The organism is Hydrogenophaga sp. (genome assembly GCF_035481345.1).
Taxonomy (GTDB): Bacteria; Pseudomonadota; Gammaproteobacteria; order Burkholderiales; family Burkholderiaceae_C; genus Hydrogenophaga.
This window is the reverse complement of the sequence record NZ_DATIGV010000180.1, coordinates 1-12,059: the sequence shown is the minus strand read 5'-3', so window position 1 is coordinate 12,059 and position 12,059 is coordinate 1. Positions and strand designations below refer to the sequence as shown.

General features: G+C 66.9%; 10 protein-coding genes. 4 read left to right on the top strand and 6 right to left on the bottom strand.

Annotation, left to right across the window (positions count from 1 at the left end; translation table 11 throughout):
* Together VLG41_RS18570 and VLG41_RS18565 are read right to left on the bottom strand one after the other, a co-directional pair.
* Window positions 1-2,412, bottom strand: coding sequence for a hypothetical protein (locus tag VLG41_RS18570; protein ID WP_325350873.1), 2,412 nt, complete (start codon window positions 2,410-2,412; stop codon window positions 1-3).
* A gap of 31 nt (window positions 2,413-2,443) precedes the next feature.
* Window positions 2,444-2,902, bottom strand: coding sequence for a type III secretion system chaperone (locus VLG41_RS18565; protein ID WP_325350872.1), 459 nt, complete (start codon window positions 2,900-2,902; stop codon window positions 2,444-2,446).
* A gap of 254 nt (window positions 2,903-3,156) precedes the next feature.
* Between VLG41_RS18565 and VLG41_RS18560 the strand changes: the two genes are divergently transcribed.
* The 3 genes from VLG41_RS18560 to VLG41_RS18550 are packed head-to-tail and all read left to right on the top strand — an operon-like array spanning window position 3,157 to window position 6,303.
* Window positions 3,157-5,223, top strand: coding sequence for a hypothetical protein (locus tag VLG41_RS18560; protein WP_325350871.1), 2,067 nt, complete (start codon window positions 3,157-3,159; stop codon window positions 5,221-5,223).
* Window position 5,224: 1 nt separating this feature from the next.
* On the top strand, window positions 5,225-5,833 hold the full coding sequence (locus VLG41_RS18555) for a hypothetical protein (RefSeq protein WP_325350870.1): 609 nt from the start codon (window positions 5,225-5,227) through the stop codon (window positions 5,831-5,833).
* A complete protein-coding gene (locus VLG41_RS18550) occupies window positions 5,830-6,303 on the top strand; it encodes a type III secretion system chaperone (protein ID WP_325350869.1) in 474 nt (157 codons plus the stop codon). The genes VLG41_RS18555 and VLG41_RS18550 overlap by 4 nt, the downstream gene beginning before the upstream one ends.
* A 6-nt stretch (window positions 6,304-6,309) precedes the next feature.
* Here the strand turns inward: VLG41_RS18550 and mltB are convergent, their stop codons facing one another.
* The 4 genes from mltB to VLG41_RS18530 are packed head-to-tail and all read right to left on the bottom strand — an operon-like array spanning window position 6,310 to window position 11,365.
* A complete protein-coding gene (gene mltB / locus VLG41_RS18545) occupies window positions 6,310-7,395 on the bottom strand; it encodes a lytic murein transglycosylase B (protein WP_325350868.1) in 1,086 nt (361 codons plus the stop codon).
* Between the two features lie 14 nt (window positions 7,396-7,409).
* On the bottom strand, window positions 7,410-9,467 hold the full coding sequence (locus VLG41_RS18540) for a DUF3488 and transglutaminase-like domain-containing protein (protein ID WP_325350867.1): 2,058 nt from the start codon (window positions 9,465-9,467) through the stop codon (window positions 7,410-7,412).
* Window positions 9,461-10,444: a DUF58 domain-containing protein gene (locus VLG41_RS18535; protein WP_325350866.1), complete on the bottom strand. Its 984-nt coding sequence runs from the start codon at window positions 10,442-10,444 to the stop codon at window positions 9,461-9,463. Before VLG41_RS18535 ends, VLG41_RS18540 begins: the two co-directional genes overlap by 7 nt.
* Window positions 10,445-11,365, bottom strand: a complete 921-nt coding sequence (locus tag VLG41_RS18530) for a MoxR family ATPase (RefSeq protein ID WP_325350865.1) — start codon at window positions 11,363-11,365, stop codon at window positions 10,445-10,447.
* Window positions 11,366-11,407: 42 nt separating this feature from the next.
* Here VLG41_RS18530 and VLG41_RS18525 point away from each other — a divergent pair.
* The coding region (locus tag VLG41_RS18525; protein WP_325350864.1) for a histone deacetylase family protein at window positions 11,408-12,059 on the top strand (652 nt) is incomplete at its 3' end.

Genomic DNA, 12,059 nt, shown 5'->3' with positions numbered 1-12,059 from the left:
TCAGGAAGCGATAGAGGCTTTCGGCAGAATTTGTGCGTCACAAGACACCGGTTCTGCGATGGACAAGGAGCCATCCAGATAGAGCGTGAGTCCCACAGATAGGGTCACTGTGCTCGCCTCTCGGTCGATCTCTGCCCGTTTGCCAGTGGCCATGTTCACAGCGTCCAGGGCTTTGGAATGAACGCGCTCGACCAGCACATGCAGTTGCCCATCGCTGCCCTGTGTGATGCGGTAGGTGTCATCGATTTCAGGTGCATCCAGCAACAGCGGCGAGCCATCGGGCAAGCGGACAGGCGTGTGTTCGCTGGAGGCCAGGAGTTGGTTGACTTTGGCCGATTTCCATAGGTCGGTGTTGGCGAGCTTGGCCAGGCTCTGCAGTTGAGCGGTGGTGAGGGTCAGTTTGTGGTGCAACTGCGCCACGTTGTTGATGGGTTCTTCGGCGGCGACATAGTGCGTGCGCTGTGAAGAGGACGGCCGCGTCATGTCAGTCCGGATGCTGGCCTCAAGGATGCGGTCCATGGCACTTCGGAAGCCGTCATCGATGTCCTCCATTGCTGACTTCACGACGGCCTTGGTCACGTCGTTCCATGCATTCGCGGTGGCGTCGTCGCGGACGGACCGCGTAATCTCGTCCAGGACATGCTTCATGGCGTCCTGCGCCGGCTCCAGATCGGCGCCGGTCAGGGTTTTCAGCAGTCGAAGGGTTGTCTCGTTCAGCGTGCCGGGTGTTTCCCTTAGATGTTGAGCCATGACGATGCGACCCGGTGGATTCAGAACGACGCGCAACAGAGTCAGGCGCGCGCCGATCTGACCAACCTTCTCGTGATTCGGCGTGAGTCCCTCGCGGCCAAAGGCTTCGAGTGCTTCGGCCAGCAGCAGGACCTGATCCGATTGGAGTGCCGAGGCCCATTTCTTCACGATGGATTCCGGCTGGCTGGAGAAGAACTCATTCAGTAGCCGCGCGAAGAGTTCCGATCGGCCATCGAGGTCATGGGCGCGCTCGCCCAGGGCCAGGTGCACCTTCAAGGCCTTGTCGAAGTATTGCTGCATCACGTTCAGATGCTTCACGGCTGCCGCCAGATCGCCTTTTGCCAAGCTGTTGAGCGCTTCCTTGGCGGCGAGGTGAAATGGTTCGTTGCTCCGCGCCTTGCGTCGCGCTTTCTCCGCTTGGATTTGCGGGGCGTGATCCTTGATCTCCAGCGCTTCGAAGGATGTGTCCAGTCGGTGAAGTGCTTGATCGCTGAGTTGCGTCGGGTCCAGGTTGGACAGGTCCATTCGGTCCGCGGCTTCTCTCGCGCTGCCTAGCACGGCGTGCGCCTTGTCTCCGATACCGCGCCCCGTGCTTGCCTTATGGACATCGCAATGGGCATCCAGAGCTTTCGCTTGAGCGATCACGATGCCCAGGTGAGCCGACTGCTCCTCCAGGTTGTTGGGCCGTTTCGCGCTGGTCTCAAAGTCTGCGCAGGCGCGGACGAGTGATGCCTCGAGCTGGTCATGCTTCATGGCAGTCGTTTGGTCCAGCAACGTATCAATGAACGGGATGGCATCGGGGAATCTATTGGCGGGGGCCGCTCGCAGCTCCGCGCGCATGGCCGGTTGCATGACCAGGAATATTTGCCGGAGCTTGTCGGCATCTGCACCGTTGCGGAGCAGCTGCAGCGCAAAGATTTCCTTGAGTAGCTGAATGGACAACGCGAACTCATCGGCGCCGGGGCGTTTCAACCCGTACATTCCCACCAAGGAAAGGGTCCTGCCTTCGAGGGTGCGCAGCACGTCTGCCGCTGCGGCCGGGTCGTTCGGCATGTCGCTCAAGGCTTCGTCGCAGATGTTGACGATGCGTTGCAGCACCTCTGCAACCCCCGGTTCAGAAGGGGTGGTCTGGTCACCCAGGTCGCTGCGCAGTCGCGCCAGGCATTCCTCATGAGCCTTGTCACCGAGGTGTTTGATCGCCTTGCTGTTCGTGCCGGGGGAGGCTTTGTCGACTTGCCGGCACAGCTGCTTCAGGTCTTCCAAGGGCAATGCATGCAATTGCATTTCGAGGCATTGCTTGAACACCTCGGCGGTCAGCTTCGAGTCGGATCCCCTCAGCGGGCGACTGGCCTTGCCAATGTTGGCGAGGTGTTGTTCCACCTCCTTGTCAGTCATCGGGCCGGCCTTCACGGCGGCCAGGAATGCGCGCATGGCTTCGTGCGTATCCCTGCTGCCTGTCACCGTTCGCGGGCCCTTTGGCAGCAGGGGGTAGGCGATGCGAACAAAGAGTGTCTTGAAGCTGGTTTTTTCACCGGTGGTTCGGGGCCGCTCAGGCGGGAGCAGCGTGAAGCGCTGGTTCTTCTTCTGCTCACCGGCGATGTGCGGGACGGGGTGTGTGCTGAGGGCTTTTGAGACTGTGTGGTCTTGGCGGGCTGCACGCATGGAGGGCTCTTGAAGACAGGAGTTGCTCGAATCAGACCGGCATGAAAGTCGGATCGCCGGAAACGTCAGGGGTACGGGAGACGGCTGCCGGTGCATCCTGCAGGGCCGCGAAGCGGTCACGCCAGCCCAGCGCGGCGTCAATGAAGCGCTGCAGGCGCGACATGATCAGTTCGCTCGTCCACCCATGGTTCCCGATGTCCGTGCACAGCACGATCTCGTTGAACTCGGCGTCGATGGCCAGCGTGGCGCCGCCAGTGTCGGCGCCGAACAAGTTGGCGGTGAGCAACTGCTCGAAGGTGCGCTCGCGGTCACTGGCGGGCACGGGGCCGAGCGTGCAGTAGACGTGCAGCAGGTGGCTGCTGCGGCTGGCTTCGAAGTTGACGTCGATGGTGTCGTCGATGCGCAGCCGGGCGCAACCCTGTTCGTCCAGCTTCAGATCGGCCACGCCCAGGGCCGTGGCGATGGCCTGGATGACTTCGTCGGTGTTCATGGGGCTCTCCGTTGGCTACAAGCGTTCACATGCCCACGCCTTGGGCGCATGGCCATCTTCCGGTGGCGGGTGATGCGTGACGAAACGCTGATGCCGTGTTCCTCGGCACGAAGGCTGTCGGTTAATGGGATGGAGTGGATCGGCCGGCCCAGTTGGCTGGTGGGGCGTCGGCCATCAGAACGACAACGCCGGTGAACTCGGCGTTACCAAGCCGTCATCCTTTCATCAATTGCACGCTTGACGCGTTCCCCGCCATGTCCGTTCGCAAAACTGGCAAGTTCCTCAGCAATTTCAAGCTCCCCGGCTTCAAGAAGGACGCGCCCGGCTCCAACCATCCCACTCCCTCGGTCTCCAGTGGCAGTGGCAGCGGAAGCGACTACGTGCTGCCCGAGCTGTCTTTCCGTCGCAAACTGAACATCCCGGGGAGCCCGAACCGCTCGAGCGCTTCCGAGATTACCGACTCATCGTCTCGTGGGACCGTGTCGGTGGGCAAATCGAGCAAGCACCCGAAAATCCCATCGTCGTTCCTGAAGGGCGGTGTGTCGTCAGTGCGCGGGAATCCGCAGCAGGAAGAGGCCTCGCCCAAGCAAGAGACCCGTCCCAAGCTGCAACGCCGCAATGCCTTTCGTGAGAAACCCGGCATCACGCGCAGGGCGCGCTTCATGAACATCGGCCAGTTGGGCGACGTGAAGAGCAGCGTGGATCGGTACGAGAAGAGCAAGCAGGACCTCGATAGGCGCGGTTCGCTCTCAACCGGTGAACTCAAGAGCCGTATCGAAAAGCGGCTCTCTGATATGGACGCCATTGAGCTATCGCTGCAAGGCCGTTTTATCGGATTGGGTGTCGGCGGCCAGATCGCAGACTGCAAGAATCAAGTCCTCGCAGAAAAGGTGAGCCTATCTAGGGTCCATCGGATGGTGAGCGAAGCGGAGCTTCAAGGCGTCACGATCGACTTGTCGCTGAGCGACCTCATGTTCCTGGTGGCCCGAGACGTCTCCAGCGAGTCGATCCTGTTGGGCATGGTCCATGGAATGGATGCCTACACGATCCTACTGCTCACCCAACGCTACGCCGAGCTCGGTATTCCGTTCAATGAGCAGACCCTGCCCAGCCAGCTGTTTTGCGACGCCAATGCGGACATGGAGGCCAAGAGAGAGCTGGGCAGTGGTGCGATGAACACGGTGTGGCTGATCCCCTATACCGACCCCGATACCGGGACGATCTACCAGATGGTGTTCAAGCCGGAGTCGGACAACCCCAATATCCCCCCGGACTTTCTGGCCCATGGAATTGGTTGCACTCCTCGAATGAAGAAGCTGTCGGATGGCACCGTCGCATACATCGGGGAGGGCGCGACGCGAACGCCGGCCAATCTGCCTGGTCGGATGGTGGCGACATACCGTGTCGATCAACTGCTGAATACGCAACTTGTGCCCCCTACTTTCCTGTCCAAGTCGGGCAAGGACGTCGGCACGGTGATGGGCCTGGCACCGGGGGCTTCCCCTCGGGCAACTGGCAAGGTGCATATGACGCTGGAGCCAGAGTTGGCTCGGTGGCTGCGCGGTGACCCCGATGCGTTGAAAGCATATGCGGCAGCCCAGGGGTACAGCGGAGCTTCGCTCGACGATGACGGTCGGCTCATGTTGACCCGCGAGGGGCCCGGAACGTATGACAATTTCATCCTGCTGCAAACGGACTTCGACGATGCGCGCTTGCGGGAGGGGCTGATCCGGCTCCAGTGGCTGGATGCGCTGTGCGGCCAGCTCGACCGAAATCCTCAGAATTACTTCATTGACGAGCACATGCGCGTGTTTGCCATCGACAACGATCTGTCTTTTGGTCCGGTCACCACCCGATTCGGTGTGGATCGTTGCCCTCCCTTGCCCAAGCTCGTCACCCCCGAACTCCGCAAAACCTTCCTGCGCCTCGATGAAAGTGAGCTGCGTGCCGTCCTGTCGCCTCTCCTGAGCAAAGCAGAGGTGGAGGCGGCGGTCGAGCGATTGCATCTCATCCAGGCTGAATTGGCCAAGACAGGGCCTGAGGCTGTGATGGTGGTGACAACACCGGACGAGTGGGTGTCGGACGAGGCGAACGAGCGTTTGGGTGTGGTGTCGCCGGAGCCGGACGGGCGGCTGTCGAATGCGAATACGGAGAAAGCCAACCGCGCGGGCTATCTGGGCCGTGACAGGGCCTATGTGCAGGAGACGCGCTGGATGAATGACCATGTGCCGTCGCCTCACATGCAGATGCCGATCTTCAACCCGGCGCAGGTGCGCCAGGAACTGAGGCGTGAGCAAGATATGGCCATCAAGAACGCCTGACATGCACGACCTGAGGCCCCTGGCGCATCCCCCCACCGGCCTGGGCTGGACCCGCTGCCGTGCAGTCCTGGCCGGCCGTGGCATGCCGGTGCCACCCTTGCCGGGGGCGCTGGCGGACGCTCTGGTGCAGCGCTCGCGCGCCGTGTTCACCACGTCGGCTTGGGACATGCCGCAGGCCCATCGCGACTGTGTCGAGCAATGGCTCGCGGCGCCGGTGCCCTCGCGCGCCTTGGTGGCCATGGAAGGGCATGGGCTGGAGAGCCTGGTGATGCGCGTGGTGGTGGCCACGCCCGAACTGGGGTGCTTCCTGCGCCTGCGCGTGACCACGCTGCCCGGTCCCGGCGTGCCCACGCACGAGCGCCTGAGCGCCATATTTTCCCTGCTGCGCCGCGCCCTGGACAAGGCCGATGCCGTGCACCGAGAGGGGCTGTGGCCGCACGACCACCGCCTGCTGCTCGACCTGGACGAGTTCCGCCAGCCGCGCTGGGGCTGGCTCGGGGCGCAATCCCCGTCGCAGGAGCGCGTGCTGAGCGATCCGCGCGCCATCCTGCAGGTGCTGATGTCGCTCGACCAACTGATGCCCGCGCCAGACGCGGTCGCCCTGGCATGAACTCGACCGTTCCGGAACTGATGCACGCGCGCGTCGCCGCGCTGGGTGTGGCGATCGGCCTGGACCCGCTGGTGATGGACGACGACGACCAGTTGGACTTCGAGCTGGGCAACGGCCTGTCGATGCAGCTGTCCAGCGAGCCCGAGCAAGAGGCCTTCCTGCTGTCCGGCGTGGCGGGTGCCTTGCCCTGGCCGGCCGACAGCGGGCTGTTGATCGAATTGCTGCAGGGCAATTTCGGTTGGCGCGACACGCAGGGCGCCACCATCAGCCTCGACGGCGACTCGCCGCCCAACGTGGCGGTGGCGCATCGCCTGTTCTGGGCGACGCTCACCGACGCCAGCTTTCTGGCGGCCTTCAAGGGCATGCAGGGCTTGCTGGACGACCTGCAAGCTTGGTTGGTGGCGAAGGCTGCGGCCACGCCGCAGGCGGCCGGCGCGCCACCCGGGCCACGGCCCGGCGGTTTCGCCTGAGCGTGATCAGTTGAAGCCCAGGCTCGCCTTCACCGCTTCCCCCAACTCGATCACCGCCAACGCGTAGTAACTGCTCCAGTTGTAGCGCGTCACCACGTAGAAGTTCTCGGTGCCGGCCACGTAGCTGGAGGGCGCGCCCGCGTTCTCCAGTTCAACCAGCGCGAGCTTGCCGCTGTGCTGCAGCGCCGCGCCGTCGAGCACCGCGCCTTTGGCCTGGAAGTCCACCACGCCGAAGCTGGGCAGGATGTCGGGCGCGAGCAGGGTGTTCAAGTCCAGCGTGGCCGGGTCGAAGCGCACCGGGTAGTGCGTGGGCATGCCCGTTTGCCAGCCGAAGGCCTTGAAGTAGTTGGCCACCGAGCCGATCACGTCGGCCGGGCTGTCGAACAAGTCGACCTTGCCATCCGCGTCGAAGTCGATGGCGTAGCGCGCCCAGCTGCTGGGCATGAACTGCGGCAGGCCCATGGCACCCGCGAAGCTGCCGAGCAGGCTGTGCGGGTCGCTGCCGTTGCGATGGCACAGACTCAGCAACTGCTCCAGTTCGTCGCGGAAGAAGGCGGTGCGTGCGGCGGCCCGCGGGTGGCTGGCGGGGAAGTCGAAGGCGAGCGTGGTGATCGCGTCGATGACCTTGTGCGTGCCGGTGTGGCGGCCGTAGAGCGTCTCCACGCCGACCACGCCCACGATGAGCGAGGCCGGCACGCCGAACTCGGCTTCGGCGCGCGTCAGGGCGTCGCGGTTGTCTCGCCAGAAGCGCTGGCCGGCGGCGATGCGCGTAGGCTCGATGAAGCGCGCGCGGTAGGCGGCCCAGTTCTTGGGCACGCCGCGCGGTGGTGGGGTGACGCCGCGGATGGCCGCCTCCAGCCGCTGCGCCTGAGCGACCTGCGCGCGCACCCAGGCGGGGTCGAGCTGGCGGCGCTCGGCGAGGTCGTCGGCGAAGGCCATGGCGGCCGGGTGGTCGCCATAGAAGAAGGCCGGGCGCGATGGGGGGCGGTGGGTGGGGCGCTGCTTGGCGGGCGGCTTGCCTTGGGCAAGGGCGGTGGGCAGCGGCAGGGAGGTGAGGGCCAGGGCGGCCAGGGCGATCGATCGGCGTTGCATTGCGTGCGATTGGATCACGCGATGGTGCGGCCCGGCCAGGCCAGCCGGCGGAATTCCTGTCTCAGTTGGGCGAGGCTGGTGCCGCTGTCGCGCGCGTATCGCTGGGCTTCCAGGCGCAGCAGCCACGCGGTCACGGCTTGTGTGAGGTGGCGGTCGCCCAGTTGCGCTGTGGCGCGCCGGGCCAACTCCCGCGGCGATGTGCGCTCGTCCGACGCGACGCCCAGGCGCCCCAGCCGCTGGCGCGCCCGGCGCAGCAGGCGCAGCCAGGGGTCGTGCCGCTGGCGCTCCCACAGCGCCCACAAGGCGCCCAGCAGGCTCACCACGATGACCACACCCAGCAGCACGGTGGCCAGGTCCTGCCAGCTCGGCGAGGCGAAACCCAGCGCGCGCAGCAGGTCGAGTTGGCGGCCCTGCGTGTAATCCAGCACCCACTGGTTCCACACGTTGTTGACCGCTTCCCAGGCGGCGCGCAGTTGCGCGATGAGCGTGGGGTTGAGGTTGCCCAAGGCCCCCGCGAACGCGCCACCGAAGCCCGCGGCGGGCGCCTGCAGGCGCTGGATCGAGCCGATGCGGCCAGGGAAGACCGCGCCCGTCGGGTCCACGCGCACCCAGCCCTGACCCTGGAGCCAGACCTCGGTCCAGGCGTGGGCGTCGCGCTGGCGCACGGTCCAGTAACCATCGATGGCGTTGACCTCGCCGCCCTGGTAGCCCGTGACCACGCGCGCCGGGATGTCCATGGCGCGCATGAGCACGGCGAAGCCGCTGGCGATGTGCTCGCAGAAGCCGGTCTTGCGGTCGAACCAGAACTCGTCGGCCGTGTGCCGGCCGTAGACGCCGGGCTCCAGTGTGTAGGTGTAGCCGCCCGTGCGCAGGCGCTCCAGCGCCGCGTTGACCAGCGCGGGCGCGGCGGCGGGGCCAGGGCCGTGCTGGCGCCGCAGCTCTTGAGCGAGTTGCAGCGTGCGTGGATTGAAGCCGGGCGGCAGTTGCACGTAGTCCTGCAGGCCGATCTCGTTCTGCAGCGGGCCGTGGCCGAAATCGAGGTGGCTCTGCGCCCGGTAGCGCACCAGGCTGTTGATGGACCGCTGAGCGATCCACTGCAGCTCCTCGCTCATTCGCACGCGGTTGTCGCCGGGCAGCTCGGGAGCGGTGGTGGCGGCTTCGAGCACGAAAACCCAGGGGCGGCGGTTGGGCTCCAGCGTGACCTCGTAGCCCACGGGTTCGCCGCGCGGGCGCAACTCGGCCGACAGGCGCCGCTCGCGCGGAAAGCCCGATTCGAGCGGCCGCCATTCCCGGCCGTCGAAGCCGCCGAAGACCGGGCCGCGGAAGTAGAGCAGGCCGGCGGGTGGCGGGCGCGGGTTGTCGAAGCGCACGCGCAGCGCGATGCTGTCGTCCAGCGCGAGCTGGGCGATCTCGCCCACGCGCATTTCGTCGGACAGGCCGCTGCGCCCGCTGGGGTCGGTGCTCGGTGCTCCCCACAAGGGCGCCATGCGCGGGAACAGCAGGAACAGCACCAGCATGATGGGTGCGCCCAGCAGCGCCATGCCAGCGGCAATGCGGGCGGCCTGGGCGAGCGGGGGCCGCCCCACCGGCATGTGGGCGTTCACCAGCGCCGTCAGCAGGCCCAGCAGCGCGATCAGGATGCCCGCCGCCGTGAGCAGCGACTGCGAATAGAAGAAGTGCGTGAGCAGCGTGAAGAAGGCGAGAAAGAACACCACGAAGGCGTCGCGCCGCGCGCGCAGCTCCAGGGTCTTGAGCGCCAGCAGCACCACCACCAGCGTGACACCGGCCTCTTGCCCCAGCAGCGTGCCGTGGCTGGCGAAGGTGGCGCCCAGGGTGATGAGCAGCAGGCCCAGGCGCCAGGGCCAGCCGGGCAGGGGGGCGGCGCGCAGCGCCAGCCGGGCGCGCCAGGCCAGTACGCCGGCCGTGAGCGCCGTGGTCCACCAGGGGATGTGCGCGGCCTGCAAGGCCACCACCCAGGCGATGACGGCGAGCACGAACAGGGTGTCCCGCGCCTCGCGGGGCAGTGCGCGCGCGACGCCCGGGGCGCGGGTGGTGCGAAGGGCGTTCAACACAGCGCGAGCGCCTCCAGGCACTGGTTGCGGTGCACCGGCCCCTGGTCGGGCGCGATCTCGCGGCCCGGCAGGCGCATACCGTAGTCGAGTTCGAGCCGGTCGGCCATGAGCACCCAGGCGGTCAGGCGCGACACGCGGCCCTCCAGGCCCATACCGCCGCACTGGTTCAGGTCCAGCCAGAGTTCCTGGCGTTGGCTGGACAGGGCGTCGCGGCTCACCAGGTCGTCGCGCCCACCCGCGAAGGCCTGGGCCGCCTTCTTCCAGACCACGGCTTTCATCGGGTCGCCGCGGCGGTAGGCGCGCACGCCGTCGTACTCGCCGGTGGCCTGTACGCGCGCGCTGCCGGCGCCGCCGGATTGCGGCTCGCCGGGCGGCAGCGGCGGGGGGTGCTCTTCGGGCGTGGGATAGACGAGGGCGCTGGCGGCCGGGCGCCACACCGTCCACACGCGGAAGGTGCCGAGCGGAAAGAGCGTCTGTGCGGTGAGCGCGGGCAGGGCGTGCAGGCCGCGCGCGGGCGGCTGCCAGGCCACCTGCAGCTCGGCGCTGCCTTGCGCGGGCACGTCGGCCCAGGCCAGCGCGGGCGCGCCGCCGTCCTCGGGAAGCACGCCCAGGCCGATGCCGTGGCGCGTGCGCCGCCGTTCGCTGGACAGGCGCACCTCCAACACCACCGCCTGGTGCGCGTGCACGGGTTCGGGCGGGTGCAGGTGCAGCGTGAGCCCGCGCAGGTTGTTGTGGCACACGTGCATGCCCACCAACGCGCTGCCGGCCAGCAGGAAGGTCAGCAGGTAGCCCAGGTTGAGCTGGTAGTTGATGCTGGCCACCAGCAGCAACATCAGGGTGAAGGCCAGCATCCAGCCCGGGCGGGTGGGCAGGATGTAGACGTTGCGCTGCGTGAGCGTGAGCGTGTCGGTGCGCTTGAGCCGGTTGTGAAACCACTGGCGCGCCCGCGCCTTGACGTTGCGCCAGGACGGGTTCATCTAGGGCAGGGGGACGGCGTCAAGCATGGCGCGCACTTGTTCCAGCGGCCCGCGACCGGCGTCGCGCACAGGGATCAGCCGGTGCGCCGTGGTTTGCGGCAGGATTGCGGCGATGTCGTCGGGCGCCACGTAGTCGCGCCCCTGCAGGTAGGCCTGCGCCTTGGCTGCGCGCACCACGGCCAGCGCCGCGCGCGGCGACAGTCCCTGCAGGAACCAGCGGCCGCTGCGGGTGGCGTTGACCAGGTCCTGCAGGTAATCGAGCACCGGCTCGGCGGTGTGCACCTCGCTCACCGCGCGCTGCAGGCGGGCCAGGTCCTCGGGCGTGAGGGCGGGCGGCATCGATTCGATCAGTTCGCGCCGGTCCTGACCGCGCAGCAGCTCGCGCTCGGCCGCGCGGTCGGGGTAGCCCAGCGACAGGCGCATGTGAAAGCGGTCGAGCTGCGACTCGGGCAGCGCGTAGGTGCCGAGCTGGTCGTGCGGGTTCTGCGTGGCGATGACGAAGAAGGGCTGCGGCAGGGCGCGCGTCTCGCCTTCCACCGTCACCTGCTTTTCCTCCATGGCCTCCAGCAGCGCGCTTTGCGTCTTGGGGCTGGCGCGGTTGATCTCGTCGGCCAGCAGCACTTGGGCGAACACCGGGCCGGGGTGGAAGACGAAGGCCTCGCGCCCACGCTCGTAGATGGACACGCCGATGAGGTCGGTCGGCATGAGGTCGGCCGTGAATTGCACGCGGGCGAATTGCAGGCCGAAGCTGCGCGCCAGGGCGTGCGCCAGGGTGGTCTTGCCCACGCCGGGCACGTCCTCGATGAGCAGGTGCCCGCCCGCGAGCAGGCAGGCCACGCAATCGCTCACCTGCTGCGGCTTGCCCACGATCACCGTGTTAAGCTGGCTCAGCAGGTGCTGGATCTTCGAATCTTGTTGCATCTGGACTTGCATATTGGCCGCGATTCTCACCGCAGATCAGAGATGGCCCACGCCACCGGTTATTTCACGCACAAGGCATGCTGGCAGCACGAGATGGGCGCCGGCCACCCCGAATGCCCCGAACGGCTCGATGCGATCGAGGACCGGCTGCTGCTGACCGGCCTGGACGCCGCGCTCGAGCGCCGCGAGGCCACGCCCGCCGCGCTGGCCGACCTCGAACTCGCGCACGACCGGCTGCACCTGGCCGCCCTGCGCGGGCTGGCCGACACCCTCAAGGACGACATCACCGCTGGCGGCCCGAAGCACGCGCAGGTCGACCCCGACACCGCCATGAACGTGCACAGCTGGGAGGCCATCCTGCTGGCCTCGGGCGCGGCCATCGACGCCACCGACGCCGTGATGGCGGGGGAGTTGCGCAACGCCTTCTGCGCGGTGCGCCCGCCTGGCCACCACGCCATGCGCCGCCAGGCCATGGGCTTTTGCTTCGTCAACAACGTGGCCGTGGCGGCCAAGTACGCGCTGGAGCGCCACGGTCTCCAACGCGTGGCCATCATCGATTTCGATGTGCACCACGGTAACGGCACCGAGGACATCGTCGGGGGCGACGAGCGCATCCTCATGTGCAGCTTCTACCAGCACCCCTTCTACCCGGCCTGTGAGCACTCCACGGCGGCCAACCTTGTCAACCTGCCCG

What these genes read in the sequence shown, in the direction of transcription:
- mltB (WP_325350868.1), bottom strand. Translation starts at nt 7,395, where the DNA reads ATGCAACGCCGATCGATCGCCCTGGCCGCCCTGGCCCTCACCTCCCTG.
- VLG41_RS18530 (WP_325350865.1), bottom strand. Translation starts at nt 11,365, where the DNA reads ATGCAACAAGATTCGAAGATCCAGCACCTGCTGAGCCAGCTTAACACG.
- VLG41_RS18555 (WP_325350870.1), top strand. Translation starts at nt 5,225, where the DNA reads ATGCACGACCTGAGGCCCCTGGCGCATCCCCCCACCGGCCTGGGCTGG.
- VLG41_RS18565 (WP_325350872.1), bottom strand. Translation starts at nt 2,902, where the DNA reads ATGAACACCGACGAAGTCATCCAGGCCATCGCCACGGCCCTGGGCGTG.
- VLG41_RS18535 (WP_325350866.1), bottom strand. Translation starts at nt 10,444, where the DNA reads ATGAACCCGTCCTGGCGCAACGTCAAGGCGCGGGCGCGCCAGTGGTTT.
- VLG41_RS18570 (WP_325350873.1), bottom strand. Translation starts at nt 2,412, where the DNA reads ATGCGTGCAGCCCGCCAAGACCACACAGTCTCAAAAGCCCTCAGCACA.
- VLG41_RS18560 (WP_325350871.1), top strand. Translation starts at nt 3,157, where the DNA reads ATGTCCGTTCGCAAAACTGGCAAGTTCCTCAGCAATTTCAAGCTCCCC.
- VLG41_RS18550 (WP_325350869.1), top strand. Translation starts at nt 5,830, where the DNA reads ATGAACTCGACCGTTCCGGAACTGATGCACGCGCGCGTCGCCGCGCTG.